Source organism: Nocardioides ganghwensis (assembly GCF_014779655.1).
In the GTDB taxonomy this organism is placed as follows: domain Bacteria; phylum Actinomycetota; class Actinomycetes; order Propionibacteriales; family Nocardioidaceae; genus Nocardioides; species Nocardioides ganghwensis.
The window spans coordinates 22062-40926 of sequence record NZ_JACXYX010000021.1 but is presented as its reverse complement, the minus strand read 5'-3'; the positions used below and the strand labels follow the sequence as shown (position 1 = coordinate 40926).

At 73.2% G+C, this 18865-nt stretch carries 22 protein-coding genes; 8 read left to right on the top strand and 14 right to left on the bottom strand.

From position 1 onward, the window contains the following. Nucleotides 1-276: 276 nt before the first annotated feature. Nucleotides 277-993, top strand: coding sequence for a haloacid dehalogenase type II (locus IEZ24_RS19425; protein ID WP_242498594.1), 717 nt, complete (start codon nucleotides 277-279; stop codon nucleotides 991-993). A 90-nt stretch (nucleotides 994-1083) separates the two neighbouring features. Next, the gene (locus tag IEZ24_RS19420; RefSeq protein WP_165356196.1) at nucleotides 1084-2211 is read left to right on the top strand and encodes a carboxylate-amine ligase; all 1128 of its coding nucleotides are present in this window, start codon (nucleotides 1084-1086) and stop codon (nucleotides 2209-2211) included. A 48-nt stretch (nucleotides 2212-2259) separates the two neighbouring features. On the opposite strand, the gene IEZ24_RS19415 is transcribed toward IEZ24_RS19420, so the two are convergent. Together IEZ24_RS19415 and IEZ24_RS19410 are read right to left on the bottom strand one after the other, a co-directional pair. Then, on the bottom strand, nucleotides 2260-3282 hold the full coding sequence (locus tag IEZ24_RS19415) for a zinc-dependent alcohol dehydrogenase family protein (RefSeq protein WP_242498593.1): 1023 nt from the start codon (nucleotides 3280-3282) through the stop codon (nucleotides 2260-2262). A 108-nt stretch (nucleotides 3283-3390) separates the two neighbouring features. Next, nucleotides 3391-3870, bottom strand: a complete 480-nt coding sequence (locus tag IEZ24_RS19410; protein ID WP_207206920.1) for an Hsp20/alpha crystallin family protein — start codon at nucleotides 3868-3870, stop codon at nucleotides 3391-3393. Nucleotides 3871-4060: 190 nt separating this feature from the next. Here IEZ24_RS19410 and IEZ24_RS19405 point away from each other — a divergent pair, with 190 nt between their 5' ends. Beyond that, nucleotides 4061-4498 carry an SRPBCC family protein gene (locus IEZ24_RS19405; RefSeq protein WP_129456710.1) on the top strand — a complete coding sequence of 146 codons (438 nt, stop codon included), beginning with the start codon at nucleotides 4061-4063 and terminating at the stop codon, nucleotides 4496-4498. Between the two features lie 43 nt (nucleotides 4499-4541). Here the strand turns inward: IEZ24_RS19405 and IEZ24_RS19400 are convergent, their stop codons facing one another. Genes IEZ24_RS19400 through IEZ24_RS19390 form a run of 3 tightly spaced genes read right to left on the bottom strand, consistent with a single transcriptional unit; the run spans nucleotide 4542 to nucleotide 7278 of the window. Next, entirely contained in the window at nucleotides 4542-6008 is a 1467-nt protein-coding gene (locus IEZ24_RS19400; RefSeq protein WP_129456709.1) for a DUF4389 domain-containing protein, read from the bottom strand. Next, nucleotides 6005-6862: a hypothetical protein gene (locus tag IEZ24_RS19395; RefSeq protein ID WP_129456708.1), complete on the bottom strand. Its 858-nt coding sequence runs from the start codon at nucleotides 6860-6862 to the stop codon at nucleotides 6005-6007. Before IEZ24_RS19395 ends, IEZ24_RS19400 begins: the two co-directional genes overlap by 4 nt. Beyond that, nucleotides 6859-7278 (bottom strand): hypothetical protein, encoded by a 420-nt coding sequence (locus IEZ24_RS19390; protein ID WP_129456707.1) that lies wholly within the window; start codon nucleotides 7276-7278, stop codon nucleotides 6859-6861. The genes IEZ24_RS19395 and IEZ24_RS19390 overlap by 4 nt, the downstream gene beginning before the upstream one ends. 301 nt (nucleotides 7279-7579) lie before the next feature. Here IEZ24_RS19390 and IEZ24_RS19385 point away from each other — a divergent pair, with 301 nt between their 5' ends. The 3 genes from IEZ24_RS19385 to IEZ24_RS19375 all read left to right on the top strand — a co-directional run bounded on the left by IEZ24_RS19385 (nucleotide 7580) and on the right by IEZ24_RS19375 (nucleotide 10182). After that, nucleotides 7580-8692: a glycosyltransferase family 4 protein gene (locus IEZ24_RS19385; protein ID WP_129456706.1), complete on the top strand. Its 1113-nt coding sequence runs from the start codon at nucleotides 7580-7582 to the stop codon at nucleotides 8690-8692. After that, a complete protein-coding gene (locus IEZ24_RS19380; RefSeq protein ID WP_129456705.1) occupies nucleotides 8689-9204 on the top strand; it encodes a hypothetical protein in 516 nt (171 codons plus the stop codon). Before IEZ24_RS19385 ends, IEZ24_RS19380 begins: the two co-directional genes overlap by 4 nt. Nucleotides 9205-9276: 72 nt before the next feature. Then, nucleotides 9277-10182 (top strand): helix-turn-helix domain-containing protein, encoded by a 906-nt coding sequence (locus IEZ24_RS19375; protein WP_129456704.1) that lies wholly within the window; start codon nucleotides 9277-9279, stop codon nucleotides 10180-10182. Here IEZ24_RS19375 and IEZ24_RS19370 read toward each other — a convergent pair. The 3 genes from IEZ24_RS19370 to IEZ24_RS19360 all read right to left on the bottom strand — a co-directional run bounded on the left by IEZ24_RS19370 (nucleotide 10148) and on the right by IEZ24_RS19360 (nucleotide 12174). Further along, nucleotides 10148-11023, bottom strand: a complete 876-nt coding sequence (locus IEZ24_RS19370) for an alpha/beta fold hydrolase (protein ID WP_129456703.1) — start codon at nucleotides 11021-11023, stop codon at nucleotides 10148-10150. The two genes, IEZ24_RS19375 and IEZ24_RS19370, sit on opposite strands and share 35 nt — an antisense overlap. 34 nt (nucleotides 11024-11057) lie before the next feature. Further along, nucleotides 11058-11402 carry a DUF2200 domain-containing protein gene (locus tag IEZ24_RS19365; RefSeq protein ID WP_129456702.1) on the bottom strand — a complete coding sequence of 115 codons (345 nt, stop codon included), beginning with the start codon at nucleotides 11400-11402 and terminating at the stop codon, nucleotides 11058-11060. Between the two features lie 106 nt (nucleotides 11403-11508). Then, on the bottom strand, nucleotides 11509-12174 hold the full coding sequence (locus tag IEZ24_RS19360) for a hypothetical protein (protein WP_129456701.1): 666 nt from the start codon (nucleotides 12172-12174) through the stop codon (nucleotides 11509-11511). 165 nt (nucleotides 12175-12339) lie between these two features. Here IEZ24_RS19360 and IEZ24_RS19355 point away from each other — a divergent pair, with 165 nt between their 5' ends. Further along, nucleotides 12340-13443: a fatty acid desaturase family protein gene (locus tag IEZ24_RS19355; protein ID WP_129456700.1), complete on the top strand. Its 1104-nt coding sequence runs from the start codon at nucleotides 12340-12342 to the stop codon at nucleotides 13441-13443. A gap of 150 nt (nucleotides 13444-13593) precedes the next feature. Here IEZ24_RS19355 and IEZ24_RS19350 read toward each other — a convergent pair whose 3' ends face one another. The 3 genes from IEZ24_RS19350 to IEZ24_RS19340 all read right to left on the bottom strand — a co-directional run bounded on the left by IEZ24_RS19350 (nucleotide 13594) and on the right by IEZ24_RS19340 (nucleotide 15366). Then, the gene (locus tag IEZ24_RS19350) at nucleotides 13594-14253 is read right to left on the bottom strand and encodes a DUF305 domain-containing protein (protein ID WP_129456699.1); all 660 of its coding nucleotides are present in this window, start codon (nucleotides 14251-14253) and stop codon (nucleotides 13594-13596) included. 74 nt (nucleotides 14254-14327) lie between these two features. Next, nucleotides 14328-14753: a DUF6153 family protein gene (locus IEZ24_RS19345; RefSeq protein WP_165356195.1), complete on the bottom strand. Its 426-nt coding sequence runs from the start codon at nucleotides 14751-14753 to the stop codon at nucleotides 14328-14330. Between the two features lie 10 nt (nucleotides 14754-14763). Then, nucleotides 14764-15366, bottom strand: coding sequence for a GNAT family N-acetyltransferase (locus IEZ24_RS19340; protein WP_129456697.1), 603 nt, complete (start codon nucleotides 15364-15366; stop codon nucleotides 14764-14766). A 75-nt stretch (nucleotides 15367-15441) separates the two neighbouring features. Here IEZ24_RS19340 and IEZ24_RS19335 point away from each other — a divergent pair, with 75 nt between their 5' ends. Then, nucleotides 15442-16143, top strand: coding sequence for an aspartate/glutamate racemase family protein (locus IEZ24_RS19335; RefSeq protein WP_224745576.1), 702 nt, complete (start codon nucleotides 15442-15444; stop codon nucleotides 16141-16143). A gap of 37 nt (nucleotides 16144-16180) precedes the next feature. On the opposite strand, the gene IEZ24_RS19330 is transcribed toward IEZ24_RS19335, so the two are convergent. The 3 genes from IEZ24_RS19330 to IEZ24_RS19320 are packed head-to-tail and all read right to left on the bottom strand — an operon-like array spanning nucleotide 16181 to nucleotide 18800. Further along, a complete protein-coding gene (locus tag IEZ24_RS19330; RefSeq protein WP_129456696.1) occupies nucleotides 16181-17062 on the bottom strand; it encodes a phosphotransferase family protein in 882 nt (293 codons plus the stop codon). Nucleotides 17063-17082: 20 nt separating this feature from the next. Continuing rightward, on the bottom strand, nucleotides 17083-18123 hold the full coding sequence (locus tag IEZ24_RS19325; protein WP_129456695.1) for a 1-aminocyclopropane-1-carboxylate deaminase: 1041 nt from the start codon (nucleotides 18121-18123) through the stop codon (nucleotides 17083-17085). Further along, nucleotides 18120-18800 (bottom strand): GntR family transcriptional regulator, encoded by a 681-nt coding sequence (locus IEZ24_RS19320; protein WP_129456694.1) that lies wholly within the window; start codon nucleotides 18798-18800, stop codon nucleotides 18120-18122. Before IEZ24_RS19320 ends, IEZ24_RS19325 begins: the two co-directional genes overlap by 4 nt. Between the last annotated feature and the right edge of the window lie 65 nt (nucleotides 18801-18865).

The following is an 18865-nucleotide window of genomic DNA, read 5'->3' as shown; positions in this document are numbered from 1 at the left end:
AGGGCAAGGGCGGCGAGCGACGCGCCGGCGGCCCGCGGGGCACCGCACGGCTCCGCGGGCAGTCAGTCGCGCGGTCACCCCGGACCGAGCACAGGCGCTCCCGGCGGAGGTGTTCGCCCGCACCGCTCCCGAGCGGCTCCGGTTCGTCACCGGCACGGGCCCGTACCTCCCGGAGGCCGGCGGCTACCCAGCAGAACCTGGTGATCACCGGCGTGCCGGCGTGAACGGGCCGAGCGCACACTGGGAAGCCGTGCCCGTGCAATGACAGGAGACGTCGTGACCGACCTACCGCCCAGCTCCGACCACCCGGTGAGCCCCGACGGACCGCGGCGCCCGCGGCTGCTGGTCTTCGACGTGAACGAGACCCTGTCCGACATGGCGCCGTTGTCGGCCCGGTTCGAGGACGTCGGCGCCCCGCCGCACCTGGCGAAGCTGTGGTTCGCCGAGCTGCTGCGGGACGGGTTCGCGCTGACGGTCTGCGGGGAGAGCGAGTCGTTCTCCACGCTCGGCGCCGAGGCGCTGCGGGTGCGGCTGCACGGTCAACCGCTCGACCGGCCCCTCGACGCCGCCGTCGACCACGTGATGCACGGGTTCTCCGAGCTCGCGGTGCACCCCGACGTCGTGGAGGGCGTCCGGGACCTGGGCGAGCTGGGCATCCGGCTGGTGACCCTGAGCAACGGGTCCGCCTCGGTCGCGGAGGCGCTGCTGCAGGGCGCAGGCGTACGCGACCGTTTCGAGCGCCTGCTCACGGTGGAGGACGCGGGTGTCTGGAAGCCGGCCTCCCGGGCGTACGCCTACGCACTGGAGGAGTGCGGCGTGGAGCCGATGGACGCCATGCTCGTCGCGGTCCACCCCTGGGACATCGACGGCGCTCGACGCGCGGGACTGGCCACGGCCTGGATCGACAGGTCGGACGGTCGCCACCCGTCGTACTTCGGGGCGCCCGACATCCGGGTCGCGTCGCTGACGGAGCTCGCCGACGCGCTCCGGTGACTGCGGACGCCCCGTCCTGCGCGGGCCCTTCGTCTCTGGTCGAGGACCGAGGGCTCGCGCAAGGTGGAGGAGGGAGGACGGAGGCGTGTCGTGGAGAGCCCTGGTGGTCGGGTCGTGGCGGTCGCCGCCCCGACGGTCGGCGTCGAGGAGGAGTTCTTCCTGCTGGACCCGCGGACCGGGTCGGTCGCAGCCGTCGCGCCCGAGGTGATCGCGCTGGCCGCTGCGCCGCGTGTCGTGACCAGCGAGATCATGCGATACATGGTCGAGACCCGCACGCCGGTCTGCCTGACCCTCGACGAGGCGCGAGCGGGTCTCGCCGGCGCGCGGGTCCGCCTGGCCGGGGCAGCGTCTGCCTGCGACGTCATCGGCGTGGCGGTCGGCGTCCCGCCGCGAGGCCTGCCCCGTGAGGTCATGATCACCGAGACGCCCCGGTACGCCGACCTGCTGCGACGCTTCCCCGACCGGGCCCGCACGAGCGGGACCTGCTCCTGCCACGTGCACGTCGGCGTCGCGAACCGGCGGCTCGGCCTCCAGGTGCTGCGTCGGCTCAGGCCGTGGCTGCCGACGCTGCTGGCCCTGACCGCCGCGTCACCCGTGTGGGAGGGACAGGACTCCGGGTGGGCCAGTCGCCGCTTCCCCCTCATGACCGGGTGGCCCACCGTGCGACCCCCGCCGGACGTGCTCTCGGTCGAGGCGTACGACGCCGAGGTGCGTGCCGCGGTGTCGTCCGGACTCGCGCTCGACGCGCGGAACGTCTACTACCTGGCGCGGCTCTCGCCGCGGTACCCGACCGTCGAGGTGCGGGTGGCCGACGTGTGCCTGACGACCGACGATGCCGTGGCCTACGCAGGACTCGTGCGGGCGCTCGTGGCCACGGCCGTCGACGAGGCACGCCGAGGGGTCCCGCCCCTGCCCGTGCCTGACCGGGTGCTCCTCGAGTCGTGCTGGTCAGCCGCCCGCCACGGTCTCGCCGGAGACCTGCGCGATCCGCGGAGCGGTGAGCGGGTCCCGACCCCGGCGGTGGTCGAGGGCCTGCTTGACCTGGTGGGACCCGAGCTGGCCGCGTGGGGTGACGAGAGGATCGTGGTGCCGACGATCGAGCAGCTGGTCGCCGTCGGGGGAGGTGCCGCACGCCACCGCCGGATCCTGCGTTCGGCCGGCGCACCGGCGGCGTACGCCCGAGCGCTCTCCGAGCTCACCTGCCCGCAGGCGTCGTGAGCCGGTGCCCGACCTGTCCCATCGAGCGGACGGCTCGACCCGCTGGAGCTACAGCGTCACCACGGCTGACCCCGTCACCCGGTCGGCGGCCAGGTCCGCCAGCGCCCGCCCCACCGAGTCGAAGGGATACGTCGTCACGTGGATGTCGAGCGGGATGTGAGCGGCCAGGCGGAGCAGCTCCGCACCGTCGGCTCGGGTGTTGGCGGTGACGCTCCGCACCGTCCGCTCCCGGAACAGGTGCCGGTCGTAGTCGAGTGCGGGAATGGTCGTCATGTGGATGCCGGCCAGGGCCAGGGTGCCGCCGCGGCCCAGGGCAGCCAGCGCCACAGGCACGAGCGTGCCGGCAGGCGCGAAGACGATGGCGGAGTCGAGCTCGACCGGCGGGGTCTCCTCGGCGTCGCCCACCCAGGTGGCGCCCAGGCTGCGAGCGAGGTCCTGGGCGTCCCGGCTGCGGGTCATCACGTGCACCTCCGCGCCCTGCGCGAGCGCGATCTGGGCGGTGACGTGGGCGCTCGAGCCGAAGCCGTAGATGCCCAGCCGACCACCCGGGGGGAGGTCAGCCCGTCGGAGTGACCGGTAGCCGATGACCCCCGCGCACAGCAGCGGTGCCAGCTGCGGGTCCGGGACGTCGTCGGGGAGGGGGTAGGCGAACGCGGCCGGGACCGTGGCGTACTCGGCGAAGCCTCCGTCGGCGTCCCAGCCGGTGTAGAGCGACGACGGGCAGAGGTTCTCCGCCCCGGAGCGGCACCAACGACACTCGCCGCAGGTGCCTCGCAGCCAGGCGATGCCCACGCGCTGCGCGACCTCCAGCCCGGTGACCTCCTCGCCCCTGGCGGCCACGAGCCCCACGACCTGGTGCCCCGGGACGACCCCCCGGCGACGCGGGGCGAGGTCCCCTTCGCACAGGTGCAGGTCCGTGCGGCAGACACCGCACGCGGTCACCCGTACGAGGACCTCGTGCCGCTGCGGAGCCGGGACGGGCCGGGTGACCGGCACCAGGGGTCCGTCGGCGATCGGGCCCGGTCTGTCCACGGCCCACGCGGACATGGTGGCCGGGATCGTGGTCAGCACGTCGACCGTGACCTGGGTCGGTCACGGTCGAGCCGAGCCGTCGAGGTCGACGCAGCGCACCTCATGGGCACAACCTCTCGCACCTCCTGCACGTGGGCTGATCCGATGTCAGCCGCGCGCGATCGGGATCTTCGTCGCCTGCGCGGTGGCCGCGGCCTTGGGGGCCGGGACCCGGACCTCGAGGATCCCGTTCTTGTACGACGCCGTCACGTCGTCCACCGACGCTCCCTGGGGCAGCCGGATGCTGCGCGCCAGTCGGCCGTAGTGGAACTCGCTGCGGTATCCGTCCGCCTGCTTCTCCTCCTTGTGCTCCTCCCGCTCGGCACGCAGGTGAAGGATGCCGTCGGCGACGCTGATGTCGACGTCCTTCTCCGGGTCGATCCCGGGCAGCTCCGCGCGGATCACGCACGTGTCGTCCTCGAGGTACTCCTCCAGACGCATGACGTGCGTCCCCTGGACGCGGTCGAGCATGCCCTCGGTGCCGAAGAAGTTGCGGAACATGTCGCCGAACGCCGTGTCGACCAGGTCCTGGCTCCACATCGTCTCCAGGGGCCAACCCGAGGGACGTTCCCTCTTGATCAGACTCATCACTCACACCTCTTTCCGGTCCTGTTGCTCTGTCTCTCGACCGGACTCGGCGTCCACCGTCAGGCGCACGTGCAGCTCGAGCCCGGACACCTCCATCCTCGGCCGTGCACGAGCCGCGGCACAGAGTCCTTCGACCCCTCGTGGGCCGGCCTCGCCCAGGCGCAGGTGGGGTCGCCCGGATACTGGTGCTATGGACGTCGACGTCGAGGTGCGAGCCGTGCTGCCCTTCCCGCGCGAGGTCGTGGCCACCTACGCGGGCGATCCGACCAACGCACCCGACTGGTACGCCAACATCGACTCTGTGCGCTGGCGGACGCCGCCGCCGGTCGCGGTCGGGTCACGGATGGACTTCGAGGCCAGGTTCCTCGGCAGGCGGCTCGCCTACACGTACGAGGTGGTCGAGATCGTGCCGGGCGAGCGGCTGGTGATGCGGACCGCCGACGGCCCGTTCCCGATGGAGACGACCTACACGTGGAGCGAGGACCCGGCCGGCACCGAGATGAGCCTCCGCAACCGCGGCACCCCCAGCGGTTTCGCCAAGGTCGCGGCGCCCGTGATGCGGAGGGCGATGAAGGGGGCGATGACGAAGGACCTGACGCGTCTCGCCGAGCGCCTGGCCCAGGCCTGAGACCAGGCCTGAGACCGGGCGCCGGTCGAGCCGGTCGGGGTCCTCAGGTGCTCCTCCGGGTGACGGCACGGACCGGAACGGCGACGAGCACTGCCCCCAGCAGGAGCAGGAGCGCCGCGATGACGAACAGCACCGCGATCACGGTCGCCAGCACCGGGACCTCTGCACCTGCCGCGACGTCGACCTCGATCGCGGCGGATCCGTCGGCGTTCATCACCACGGCGGACCAGTCGCCCTCGGCGAGGGCCCAGGTGACGGTCGGCGCTGAGCCGGTCGCCTCGGCGGCCCAGAAGGTCTGCTCGGTCGGCGGCGTCGCCGGGGCTCCACCCGACGTCGAGCGGTAGACCGGGTCTCCGTCCCGTACCTCGACCAGCGTGTCGTGCTGCACGTCTGCGAGGTAGGTCCGTACGTCGGCAGCGGGTCCGATGCCGACGAACACCTCGCCGCCGGTGCCCTCGGCGGACAGGCGTACGTCCCCGATCACGGCGTCGGGCAGCCGTTCGAGGTCCTCGTCGGTCCGGAGGTGGGCGTCCTCCGACGTGATCGCGAAGCCGTCCGTGGTGAGTCGTTCGCGGGGGCTCGTCAGGAACCCGTCGTCGTCCCGCGACAGCTGGTCGGCGGCGACCAGGGTGACGGCGGCGCCCGCGCTGCTGACCGCGCCGACCACCAGCAGCGAGCCGAGCACGAGGGCGACCACCCGGCCGGTCGTCCAGCCGCTGCGGGACACGGGGTGCGGGGGAGGTGCGGGTGCCCCGTGCGACACCGCGGACGGGCTCGACGGGGGAGCGATGACCGGCGGCGCACCGGCGACCGGGGGTTCGTGGCCGCCCTGGTCGAGGCTGAACGGCGGATAGCGGTCCGTCATCAGCGCGACGTACGCCGCGACGCGCAGCACCCACCGGTTCAGGCCGAGCACGACGTCGAAGACCGGCTGGGGATAGCGACCGGTGAACAGGAGGACCACACCGGCGACCAGCACGAGCAGCCCGATGAGGCTGATGCTGAGGAGCGGCTCCTCGTCGGCTCCCCGGACGCCGTAGCCCAGGCCGCCGATGAACAGTCCGACGACCAGGTAGTGAGGGATGGCCAGCAGCCACCACTTCACCAGCACCAGCCCCCGGGAGAGGCGCTCGGGGTAGTCGACCTCGAGGTGTGCGGGATAGTCCGGGACGTCGGCCAGGGTGAAGGGCGGGTAGCGGTCGGTGCCGAGCGCGCCGTAGGCGTAGTAGGCGACGCGCCAGCTCCACCGCATGACCCCGACGTTGAAGTCGAACAACGCCCGCGGGTAGTGCGCGGTGAACAGGATGGCGAAGAACGCGATGACGCTGGTGACGGCGAAGGCGAGCCACAGGAAGGCCAGCACGACGTAGTGGCGGATGGCCAGCAGCCACTTCACCAGCCACAGGCCGCGGCTCAGACCGGGGTCCAGGTCCGCATCGACGTGGACGGGGTAGGCCGTCGGGAAGGGGTCAGGAGTCGGGACAGGAGTAGGGGTGGGGGTGGTGGTCATGGTCGGTCACTTCCTTGTGGAGTGCGTGCTGCGGGACGTGCTGGTGGGCCGCCCGGGTGGCGCGTACGCCCGGCGACCGTGCGCAGCCAGAGGGCCAGGGGTACGGCCGTCGCTGCGGCGAGAACGACGAACAGGACGACGCCGGCCGTCGTGGCCACGTCGGAGCCCGGATCGGCGCGGTGGCCGAACCACTGGTCGACGGCGACGCCGACCGACTCGATGACCCAGAAGACGAGGCCCGGGCCGGCGAGGAACACGCCGGACGGGCGCCGCTGCCAGAGCAGCACCGCCACGATCGCCATGGCGGGCAGCCAGAACGCGAGGTCCTGCACGTGGATCGGGTTGGTGGTCAGCCCGGTCCCGGCCAGGAACCCGGGCGGGTCCTCGCCGAGGTCGGGCACGACGAGGCGCAGCCACGCGAGCGCGTTGAGGCCCACGACGACCAGGATGAACGCCGCGATGCCGCGCGCGGGGAGCCCGTCAGCGAGGAGCGGCAGGCGGGGGTCGAGCAGCGCGCTGACCAGCGCCCAGAACGACAGCCCCAGGAGGGCGACGTAGACCAGGAACAGCTCGTTGAACGGCGTGGCGTACACGAGCAGGGTGGCGTTGTAGGTGAGGTAGGCGAGCGCCCCGAGCAGCGCGGCAGCACCCAGGGGCGTGCCGCGAGCCGACGTGACCATCCCGAGGACGAGCACGGGGAGCGCCAGCGCGACCATGACGAGCGCGGTGCCGCGCGCCGAACCGTTCATCACCGGCGGACCGTTGAGGATCCCGTCCACGACGAACGTGGGGACCGCGGCGACCACCACCAGCACGGCGACCGACGCGCAGAGGAGCCGGGTCCGGCGGGTCATCGGGTCGACCTGGCGTCGGGCGCGGCCACTGGCGCCGGCGAGGCCGCCTCGTGCCGGCGCGGTGTCGCCGCCACGACGAGGACACCGGTCACGAGGTAGATCACCTGCAGCGGGTGGAAGGCGCGGATGGAGGCGACCTCGCCGACGATCCAGATCACCATGACGGTCCCGGCGACGATGCCGGCGAGCTGCCAGCCGTCGGCGCGCTTGGCCAGCGCCACGGCGGCGACCATGGAGCTGCCGCCGACCACGGCCATCAGGATCACGCCCGGGAAGTAGTTGCTGGCGAAGTCGGTGTCCCGGACCCACGACGTCTGTTCGGGGATCCAGTCGGTCATCAGGGCGAGACCGCCTCCCACGGCGCTCACGCCGTTGAACAGCAGCAGCGCCAGGAGGACCTTCGTCCTGCGGTCCATGTCCCCTCCTCCGTCGTCTCCTCTCTCATGACCACGCTAGGTAGGCTCGGGACCGCCACACAGAGCCGAACGTCCCGTGGATCGGCGCCGTGGTGCCCGTCTCGCGCCCCTCTCGCCCGCCGCCCCCGTGCTGCTGCAGTGCTACTGTCGAAGTGGACTGCCAGCGCAAGGTCCACGCCGCGGGCTCTCCGGGCGCACGGGCACTGGCGCAGGCAGCAACGACAGGCGGTAGCGAGATGTTCTCGCCGCTCAGCACGACGTCCCTTCCCTGCACGGGCACGCCCTTCGCCGTCGGCACCAGGTGATCTCGTTCGTCTGGTCCCCGGGAGAGCGCCTGCCCGCGGGCACGGGCGGTTCGGAGAACTTCACGGTCGGGCAGGTCCGGGAGCTCAACCGCCGCGCCATCCCCGCCCGGGTCGTCACCGTCGGGCTCGGGACGGCTGACGGACGCGAGGAGTTCGACGACGTCCCGTTCCACTGCGTCGCCGACCTCGACGCCCTCGCGACCCTCGACGACACGTTGATCTTCGTCAGCGAGGCCCCGCCGGTGGTGACGATGCACCCGGCCTACCAGATCCTCCACGTGCCGCCGCCGCTGCGCGAGCACCGGCAGGCATCGGTGCTCGCGGGGACGCGCAACCGTACGCTCATCGCGACCAGCCGTTACGCGGCGGCGCTGTGGGCGGAGTTCCTCGACGTCAGCCTCGACACCATCCGGGTCGTCTACCCGTTCGCCGAGAGCGCCTTCGCCCGCCAGCCCCGTGCCCAGGCGAGGCCGGACATCACCCGCGTGCTGTACGCCGGACGGCTGACGCCCGAGAAGGGCATCTACACGCTGTTGTCGATGCTGCACACCGATCTCTTCGACCCCGGCTCCGTCACCTTCACCGCCACGTCCGCCGGGGCCGACAAGCCGCAGGGCGCGATCATCGAGCGGATGCTGCGCACGCACCCCGGGATCGACCTCGTGCCGGCGCGGCGCACCCCGGCCGGCATGGCCTCGCTCCTGGCCGAGCACGACGTCGTCGTGATGCCCTCCAACAGCCAGTACTGGCACGAGACCTTCGGGATCGTGTCCATCGAGGCCCAGCACGCCGGGTGCCGGGTCGTCGCATCCCACGACGGCGGGCTCCCGGAGACCGACTGCGGGGCGCTGGTGCTGGTGCGGCCCGACGACGCCGAGGCGCTCGCCCAGGGGATCCTGGCTGCCCGCGACCAGGGCCCCGTACCGCTCGCCGACCGGCGGCGGGCCGGTCGGGACTTCACGGTCGCCGACTCGGTCGACAGCCTCCTCGAGGCACTCCGCGCCCCGGCGCCGCCGACCCCGTGGGCGGTCATCCAGGAGCTGGAGGAGCTGGTGGCGCTCCCGCCGGCCCAGCCGGCCACACCATCACGAGCAGGGAGAACCAGATGATCATCGCGCAACCAGCAGGCGCCCCGGGTGTCGCGGCACGACCGCGTCTCGGCGTACGCCCGGACGGCAACGCCGCCGACCAGCAGTACCTCGAGGAGGCCGCCGCTGCCCTCGGTCCGATCATGGCCGCCTGCGAGGCGGGTGCTGCCCGCAGTCCTCGTCCCGACGTCCGGGTCCTGGTCCGCGAGGCCCGCGGCGTGCACGCGGCCCAGCTCTCGGCGATCGCGGACATCCTGCACGCGCAGGGTCGGCCGGGTCCGTCCTACGTGCGCGCCCGTGAGGTCGCCGACCTCGCCCGCCTGACGGGTGCGGCGCTGGACCGCGCGCTCGTCGAGCGCCTCACCGCGCATGCGCACGCCTCGATCGCGGCCGCTCGTACGGAGCTGGTCGTCGGTGCCAGCCCGTCGGTCCGCATGCTCGCCGAGCGCGCCCTGCACGCCGGGGACCGGCTGCTCGCGGCGCTCGAGCGGATCTCCTCCGAGACCGACCACCCGTCCGGCCTCGGGGAGTAGGGGGCCGGGCGCGCAGGCGCACACAGCAATTCCGGTCAGGCGACCGAGCCCGCGGTGCCCCAGACTGGGGCCATGGGCGCGTCAGGACGTGACAGGCTCCGCGAGCTGCTCGACGCGGTGCTGGACGAGGACCACGCGACCCTCGCCGACATGGCCGGCGGGGCGTACTCCTCGCCCTTCCACTTCAACCGGCGCCTGCGCCGGGACGCCGGGGAGCCGCCCGTGGCGATGCGACGTCGGGTGATGCTGGAGCGGGCGGCGTGGCAGATCTCGCGCGGGTCGAGCGTCACCGACGCGGCCTTCGAGGCCGGCTACGAGTCCGTGGAGGGCTTCGGTCGGGCGTACGCCCGCGCGTTCGGGCACCCACCGAGCACGCCGGGCACGGGCCAATGGCTCCCGGCGCCCAACGGCATCCACTTCCACCCGCCCACGTCGCTGTGGGTCCAGTCCACGGAGCAGGCCATGAACCCGATCACCGAGCACCTCGTCCGCCACGACCTCGACGACACCAGGCACCTCCTCGACCTCGCCAAGGGAGTGCCGCACGAGGCGTACGAGTCCCCGCGGCTGCCGGGCCTGCAGGTCCTCTGCTTCGACGGGCCCGACGAGTCGCTCGCGCAGCTCCTGGAGCACCTGGTCGCGACGAAGGAGATCTGGCTGGCCGCGATCGAGGGCGCGGACTTCCCGGCCGCCGGCGAGCGCGACCCCGCGAGCCTGCTGGCACGTCACGACGTGGTGGCGCCCCGCTGGCTCGGCACGGTCCGCGACCTGGACGCCCGCGGGGCGTGGGAGGACCGGCTGGTCGACGCGCTGTGCGACCCGCCGGAGAGCTTCGTGATGGGCAGCGTGTTCGCCCACGTCGTCACGTACGCCGCCGCGCGCCGTCAGCTCGCCCGGCACCTGCTGCGACAGCACGGCGTCGACGTCGACGACGGCGACCCGATCAGCTGGCTGCGCCGCCAGCGCGGCGAGGAGTGAGCCCCTCGACCTCGGCGACGTGGGCGCGCACCTGGGCGGCGACCGCCTCGGGGCGGGTCGTCGGAGCCCAGTGCCCGGCGGCGAGGGGCACGCGACGGAGGTCGTCGCACCACGGGTCGCTCGCGGCGAGGGCGGCCTCCCGGACGGCCGGGTCGTGGGTGAGGGCGAGCTGGAGGACCGGCACGGATGTGCGCCGCTCGCGCAGGCGGTGGGGCGAGACGCGGTTGCCCCGGTAGTAGCGCAGCCCGGACGCGGCGTCGGGGCCGACCGCGAGGCGGACGACCGGGGGAGCGAACGGGGAGGCTAGGAACGGCACGTAGGACGACGACAAGGCCTGGCCCACGAGACCGGCGACGCCGGCCGGTGACGGACGCCGGAGCGTACGACGCACCCACGCCGCGACGTGGTCGAGACTGGGGCCGCTGAGGGACGTGAAGGAAGCGATCCGCTCCTCGGCGCCCGGCTCGCAGACGGCTTCCCAGCCCTGCACCGAGCCCCAGTCGTGACCGACCAGGTGGACGGGCCGGTCGGGGCTGACGTCGTCGAGCACGGCCATGAGGTCGGCGGCGAGGTGCGCGACGGCGAAGGAGGCGTCCGGGGCACGCGTCGGCGAGAGACCCATCCCGCGGGTGTCGTAGAGGACGACTCGCAGGTCGTCGGCGAGCAGGCGTGCCACGGGCAGCCACACCCGGTGCGTGTCGGGCCATCCGTGGACCAGGACCACCGGCACCGCATCCGGATCGCCGACCTCGTGCACCGCGAGGTCCACTCCGTCGCCGCGGACGGTCCGCTGTCGCCAGCGTCGGCGGGGGGCGGTCGCCATGTCAGGGAGGTCGGTCATGCACCCCGGTACCCACGATGGCGCGTCCGAACGTTCAGGTCCGCAGCACCTTCTCCATCGGCCGGCCCTTGGCGAGCTCGTCGACGAGCTTGTCGAGGTAACGGATCTGCCGCATGAGCGGGTCCTCGACCTCCTGCACCTTCACCCCGCACACCGAGCCCGTGATCTGGTCGACGTGGGGGTTGAGCGTCGCCGCCGCGAAGAAGTCCGCGAACGTCGTCTCCTCGTCGAGGTGCCGGTGCAGCGTGGCGTCGTCGAACCCGGTCAGCCACTCGATGACCTGGTCCACCTCGGCCTTCGTCCGGCCCTTGCGCTCGGCCTTCGCCACGTAGTGGGGATAGACCGAGGCGACGCTCGTGGTGAAGATCCGGTGCTGCATGGTCCGAGGATAGGTCGTGCGGGCCGGCGTCGGGGGGCCGCCAACTGACGGGTTGGCGGGCCAACTGGTGAGTTGGCGACCAGGGGGCGACCCCAGCCGGCGTCCGTCAGCCCTTGTCGGTGTCGGCAGCCCGGCGCAGCACGTCGGACTCGCTCTTGACGGCCTTCGCGGTGGCGGTGTCCAGCAGCGGCTCGGTGCCCGGCTGGAGGTCCGTCGCGGTGCCGGGGTTCGTCCCGCCGCCCGCCGCCGAGGTCCCGGAGGGGGTGCGCAGGACGGCCTCGGCCTCGGCCTCGCTCAGTCCGAGGGCCGGTGCCACCACGGCGGCCTTGCGAGAGGGGGCCTTCTTCGCGGGGGCCTTGCGAGAGGGGGCCTTCTTCGCGGCGGCCTTCGTGGCAGGGGCCTTCTTTGCAGCGGCCCTCTTCGCGGTGGCCTTCTTGGCAGGGGCCTTCTTCGCGGGCGCCTCGGCGACGGTCTGCTGCGCGGTCGTAGGCGTCGCGGGCTCCACGACCTCGCGCGCGGCCGCAACGTGCCCGGCCGCAACGTGCTGGCCCGGCGCGTGCCCGACCGGCGAGTCCGTCGTCCGCGCGGTCGCCCCGGGCGCCCAGGAGGACTGCTGCGGAGGCGTGCCGGCCACCCGGCGGGCGGCCCATCCGATGACGCGCGCCGTCGTGCGCGCGCTCGTGGTCGCGACGCCTGCTGCAGTCCCCATGGCGGCCGCTGCGGCGTGCGCGGGGAGCTGGATGAGTCCGGTGGCCGTGCGGATGGGGTTCACGGGGGTCCTCTCGTCAGGTTCTCGACACGTGGTGCCGTCCGGTACCCGTTCCGCGCCGGCTCAGACGGTGACGTGCGCCACGGCTCCGGCCCAGCGGGAGCGCTCCTACCCTCTGGGAATCTCCGCGAAACGCATGTCCGGACGCCGTCCGGGGAACTGGATGCGATGGCCGCCTTCCTCCAGCACGCACCCGTCCAGCGGTCGTACGCAGACCTCACCGACGCCGAGGTGGACGAGATCGGGCGCGCCCTCGACGCCCTGCGCGAGGACGTCCTGGCCGATCGCGGCGCTCGCGACGCGGCGTACGTCCGCCGGGTCATCGCCGCCCAGCGCTGCCTGGAGGTGGCCGGTCGGGTGGTTCTGCTCGGCAGCCGCAGCCGCACCGCCTGGTGGCTGGGCACGACCTCGCTCGCCCTGTCGAAGGTGCTCGACAACATGGAGATCGGGCACAACGTGCTGCACGGACAGTGGGACTGGATGCGCGACCCGCGGATCCACTCCTCGACCTGGGACTGGGACTACGCCTCGGCCCCGAGCCAGTGGAAGCGCGCGCACAACGACCGCCACCACGTGAACACCAACGTGCTCGGCATGGACAACGACCTCGGCTACGGCATCCTGCGGGTCGACGAGGCGCAGGAGTGGCACCCGCGCCACCGCCTGCAGCCCCTGCTCAACCTGCTCAACGCGATCTTCTTCGAGTACGGCATCGCGACGTACGACCTCGACCTCGGCGAGACGCTGAGGCAGGGCACGGAGCTGACGCCGGAGCAGCGGGGCGAGCTGCTCACGACGGCGCGGCGGGCCGCGCGCAACGCGCTGCGCGACTACGTCCTGCACCCGCTGCTGTCGACGCCCACCGGCTCGGGCCGCACCACCCTCACCGCCAACCTGGTCGCCAACCTGGCCCGCAACGTGTGGAGCCACTCGGTCATCATGTGCGGTCACTTCCCCGAGGGAGTGGAGACGTTCGAGGTGCCCGAGCTCGACGAGCACGAGACGCGTGGTCGTTGGTACGTGCGCCAGATGCTGGGCTCGGCCGACATCTCCGGCCCGCCCCTGCTCCACGTGCTGTGCGGCAACCTCTCGCACCAGATCGAGCACCACCTCTTCCCGGACCTGCCGAGCAACCGCTACCGCGAGATCGCCGGTCCCGTCCGCCAGCTCTTCGAGCGCCACGGGCTGGCCTACAACACCGCGCCGCTGTGGCGGCAGGTCGCCAGCGCCTGGCACAAGGTCGTCCGGCTGTCGGCGCGCCCGCGACCCTGATCCGAGGGGCGCCGGGTGGGGCGGCCCATCTCCCGGCGGACTCCCGCAGCATCCAGGCGCGCCGGCGTGCGTCGAGGGCTGAGACCGCGTACGCCGACCCTGGTGCAGCCGGCGCCCGCGGTGATGCCACCCCGGGCGCCACGTGCGCCGTCACTGCTCGAGCATGTCCTCCATCAGCTCGATCTCGGCCGTCTGGCTGGCCTCGATCGACTCCGCGAGCGCGATGGCATCGGCGAACAGGCCGTCCTCCTGCTCGGCCTCGGCCATCTCGATGGCACCCTCGTGGTGCTCGATCATCATCTGCAGCCACATCGTCTCGAAGCTGCTGCCGTTGGCGTCCTCGAGCATGGCCAGGTCCTCGGGATCCATCCCCATCCCGTCCATCCCCATCCCGCCGTCGTCGCCCCCGTCGCCCTCGTCGTCCCCGTGCGAGCCCATGTGGCTGTTCACGTGGTCGCGGGAGGTCTCGGGGACCTCCTCGCCCCACGCGGTGAGCCAGTCGACCATCGTCTCGATCTCCGGCGCCTGGGCGGCACGGATGTCCTCGGTGAGCCGGGCCAAGTCGGGGGACAGGTCGCGACCCTGGGTCATGTCGACCATGACGAGGGCGTCGGCGTGGTGCGGGATCATCTCGGTGGCGAACTCGACGTCGGCGTCGTTGTGGACGTCGCCGTTCGCGGCGGTGCGCTCGGCGGCGGGTGCGTCGCCCGAGGCGTCGTCGCCGCAGGCCGCGAGAGTGGCCGTGGCGAGGGTCAGGAAGAGGGCGGCCGCGGTGGTGCGGCGCGCGCGTGCAGCAGTGCGTGCGGACATGGGTGTCTCCTTGTCGGGTGTCCGTGCTGGTGTGGTGGGGCGCGTGGCCCGGCGGTGCCGGGCGCGGGCGCGGCTCAGCAGCGGAGGATGGACAAGGAGTGCAGGTCGGGTGGTCCGAGGTCGTGGCGCGCTGCGGCCGGAGGCGTCCGTGGGCCCGTGGCCCGCGGGAGCAGCGCCACCAGTCCGGGCCGGGTGCGGGCGACCCCGAGCAGGGCGATCGCCGCAGTGGCGAGCACGGCCAGGCAGAGGCCGAGCACCTGCATCGCCTGGTGGTCGTCCCCGTGGCTCGTGGCGGACCACGTGGCAGCCTCCGCGAGCTCCTCGTCGACCGCGGCAGGCGAGTGCGCCGCGTGTGCGCCGTGGGCGGCATGGGTCGCGGCGGTCCCCTGCGCGGCGGGCGCCGGGAGTGCGGCCGGCCCGGCGGCGCTGGCATGCGTGGCCAGCCCGTGCATGGCGAAGATCGCCAGCAGGGCAGCCGCAGCCCACCAGGTCCTGGTCACGGGCCCCAGCCTAGGTCGACCTGCGCATGACCACACGGGGGAACCCCGCCGAGGTCGCGTCGGTCCGCGCGGCCAGGGTGAAGCCGGCGTCCTCGAACAGCTTGCGGGTGCCGACGTAGGCCATCGTCAGGTCGACCTTCTCGCCGTGGTTGTCCACGGGATAGCCCTCGACCACGGGAGCGCCGCGCCCGTCGGCGTAGGCGACCGCCCCCGCCAGCAGCACGTGCGAGATCCCGCGGCCACGGTGGCCGGGGCGGACCCGGATGCACCACACCGACCAGGCGGGCTGGTCGTCGACGTGCGGGATCTTCGTCGAGCGCGCGAACGGCAGGTCGGCCCGCGGCGCCACCGCCGCCCAGCCCACCACCTCGTCGCCGTCGTAGGCGAGCACGCCCGGCTTGGTGCGCCTGCGCGTCAGCGCCTCGACGTAGGCCCCGCGATCCGGCCCGGTGAGCTCCCGGTTCTGCTTGGCGGGAATGCGGTGGCTCAGGCACCAGCACACGCTCGAGGCCGGGTTCTTCGGGCCGACCATCGTGCGTACGTCGTCGAAGCGCGCGTGCGTCGCGGGGAACACGCGGAACCCGTCGGAGGCGGCGAGGGGCGTCGTGGCCATGCGACCACGCTAGACCGGACCGCCGACGCCCGGGCCTGTCCCCGGGCCTGTTCCCGGGCCTGTTCAATGGCCACCATGGCGCACGCGATGCGGAAGATCGGCCTGCTCGGCGGGATGAGCTGGGAGAGCTCGGCGCTCTACTACGCGGTGGTCAACGAGGCCGTGCGCGAACGCCTCGGTGGCTACCACTCGGCCCGCGTCGTGATGTCGTCGGTGGACTTCGCCGAGGTCGAGGCGATGCAGGCCGCGGGGGAGTGGGCCGCCGCAGGGGACCTGCTCGCCGGTGAGGCCGCCGCGCTCGAGGCCGCGGGTGCCGAGTGCCTCGTGCTGTGCACCAACACGATGCACAAGGTCGCCGACGCCATCGAGGCGGCGACCACGGTGCCGCTCGTGCACATCGTCGACGTGACGGCCGCCGCCGTCCGAGCGGCCGGGCTCACCCGCGTGGCGCTGCTCGGCACCCGCTTCACGATGGAGCAGTCCTTCGTCCGTGAGCGCCTGGCAGCGGGCGGCGTCAAGGCGCTCGTCCCGCAGGGTGAGGACCTCGAGACGGTGCACCGGGTGATCTACGACGAGCTGGTCCACGGCGTCGTCCGCGAGGCCTCGCGCGCGGCGTACGTCGACGTGATCGACCGGCTCGTGGCCGCGGGGGCCGAGGGCGTGGTGCTCGGCTGCACGGAGATCGAGCTGCTGGTCGGTCCGGACGACGTGGACGTCCCGGTCTTCGCCACCACGCGGCTGCACGCGCTCGCCGCGGTCGACCTCGCGCTCGGCTGAGCTCGCGAGCGGCCACCTCCGCCGCACGTGCGCGGCCTCAGGCTTGCGCGGGGAGCTCGCCGCCCACGAGGTGGTGCAGCCAGTCGTCGAGCCGTTCGAGCTGCTCGACGCGGCCGAACATCGGTGCCTTCCCGGGTGGCGGGAGGTAGCCGACGGCGTCCATCACGAGCCAGTACGGGTCGGTCGGGCCCGCGGCCACCGCGGCGTACGCGTCGAGAAGGGCCTGCGCCGGTCCGGCGCCGTGCATCACCGCCAGGTTGGACGCGGCGTGCGCCGCGTCGAGCCACGCCGGGCCCGTCGAGGTCTCCACCCAGTCGACGACCCCGCTGATCGCGCCGTCGGACCAGAGCAGGTTGCGGTGGTCGAAGTCGCGGTGGAGGAACGTCGGCTCGTACGCCGGGGCGGGCCCGGCCAGCACGGCGAAGGCCCGGCGCCACGACTCCGGGTGTCGCGACCACGTCGGCACGACCCACTTGGCCGGCCACGCCCACGACTGGAAGGTCCGGAACGGCTGCTGCGGGTGCTGGGCGTGGATGGTCGCCAGCAGGTCGGCCATCGCCAGGACGGCAGCGTCGTCGACCTCGCGCAGCGGAGCACCGGGCAGGCGGGACATGAGGTGGGCCGCAGCGCCGGCGACGACCCCCTCGGCGTCGAGGGCCAGGCTGGTCGGGGCCGGCACCGGGGTCGCGGCCACCGCGAGCTGGGCGTCGCGCTCGCGGGCGGTGAGCTCGGCGCCGTGGGTGCGCCACGGCTCGGCGGTCATCAGCCGCAGCACCGACTCGGTCCCGTCGCCGTGGCGCAGCGCGAGCATCGTCGAGGTCATCCCGCCGTCGAGGGTCCCGGAGGAGACCACCGGCGACCCGAGCTCCGAGCCGGCCCAGGCGAGCGCGGCGGCGACGTCGACGGGGCTCTCCAGCACGCCCCGACGCTAGCGCGGCCTCACCCCTGCGCGGGCCAGAGGGAGTGGTAGGCGTTGATCGCGGGCTGCCCGCCGAGGTGGGCGTAGAGCACGTGGGAGTCGGCCGGGATCTCGCGGGACTCGACGAGGTCGATGAGCCCGGCGAGCGACTTCCCCTCGTAGACCGGGTCGGTGATCATCGCCTCGAGCTGCGCGCCGAGCGCCATCGCCTCCATCGTCGAGTCCACCGGGAGGCCGTACAGCTCGCCTGCCCAGCCCTCGAGCACCGTGACCTCGTCGTCGCGCAGGTCGCGGCCGAGCTCGATGAGCTCCGCGGTGTGGCGCGCGATCCGGCCCACCTGGTCGCGGGTCTTCTCGATCGTGGCGCTGGCGTCGATGCCCAGCACGCGGCGGCGTACGCCGGTGAGGTCCTCGAGCGCCGCGAACCCGGCGATCATCCCGGCGTGGGTGGAGCCGGTGACGGTGCAGACGACGATGGTGTCGAAGGTGACGCCGAGCGCCTTCTCCTGCTCGGCGACCTCGAAGGCCCAGTTGGCGAACCCGAGGCCGCCGAGGCGGTGCTCGCTCGCGCCGGCCGGGATGGCGTACGGAGTGCCGCCCGCCTCCTCCACCTCGCGGATCGCGTCCTTCCACGAGTCGCGGATGCCGATGTCGAAGCCGTGCGGGTCCAGGCGCGAGTCGGCGCCCATCATCCGGCTGAGCAGGATGTTGCCGACCTGGGTGTTGGTCGGGTCGTCCCACGGCACCCACTTCTCCTGCACGAGGCGGCACTTCAGCCCGAGGTGCGCCGCGACCGCGGCGACCTGCCGCGTGTGGTTGGACTGGAAGCCGCCGATCGACACGAGCGTGTCCGCGCCGCTGGCGAGCACGTCGGGGACGATGTACTCGAGCTTGCGGACCTTGTTGCCGCCGAAGGCGAGACCGCTGTTGACGTCCTCGCGCTTCGCCCACACCTGCGCGCCCCCGCCGCGGGCGGCCAGGTGGTCGCTGAGCCGCCGCAGGTGGTGGACGGGGGAGGGCCCGAAGGTGAGCGGGTGGCGGGGGAACTGGTCGAGGATCACGGGGTCTCCTGCTGGTCGGGCTGGGCGTCGGGGATGAGGTCGGCGAGGTTCTGCCAGGTGCGGAAGGCGACCTCGGCCGCCGCGTCGGCGTCGCGGGCGGCGCAGGCCGCGACGAGGCGGGCGTGGAGCGCGACGGACTCAACCGCGGCGTGCGAGGCGAACCGGCGCCGCTCGAGGCGGCGTACGACGGGGGTGAACTGGGCGAGCACGGTCGCGACCGCGCGGTTGCCGGCCGCCTCGACGGCGACCGCGTGGAAGTCGTCGTCGGCCGACAGGGCCGCGGCGGTGTCGCGGGACGCCAGTGCGTCGGAGAAGCGCTCGTTGGCCGCCCGCATCCGGTCGAGGTCGTCGTCGGTGAGCCGCGCGACCGCCTCGGACACCGCGAGCCGGTGCATGGCGACGACGACGGCGTGCGCCTCCCGCACCTCGTCGAGGTCGATCTCGGCGACCACGGTGGACCGGCCCGGGGCCGCCCTGACCAGCCCGCTCTCCCCGAGCCGCAGCAGCGCCTCGCGCACGGGCGTACGGCTCACGCCGAGCCACGCTGCCAGCTCGGTGTCGCGGACCACCTCGCCCGGCGCCAGGGTGCCGTCGACGATCGCGTCGCGCAGCCGGTCGTGGACGGTGTCGCGCAGCAGCGACGTACGGATCGGCGCGTGGTCGACGGGGACGGGCATGCAATATATTGCACATCGCGGAGCCGTTCCCGTCAAGAGCGGTCTCGGGAACAACCACGGTGGTT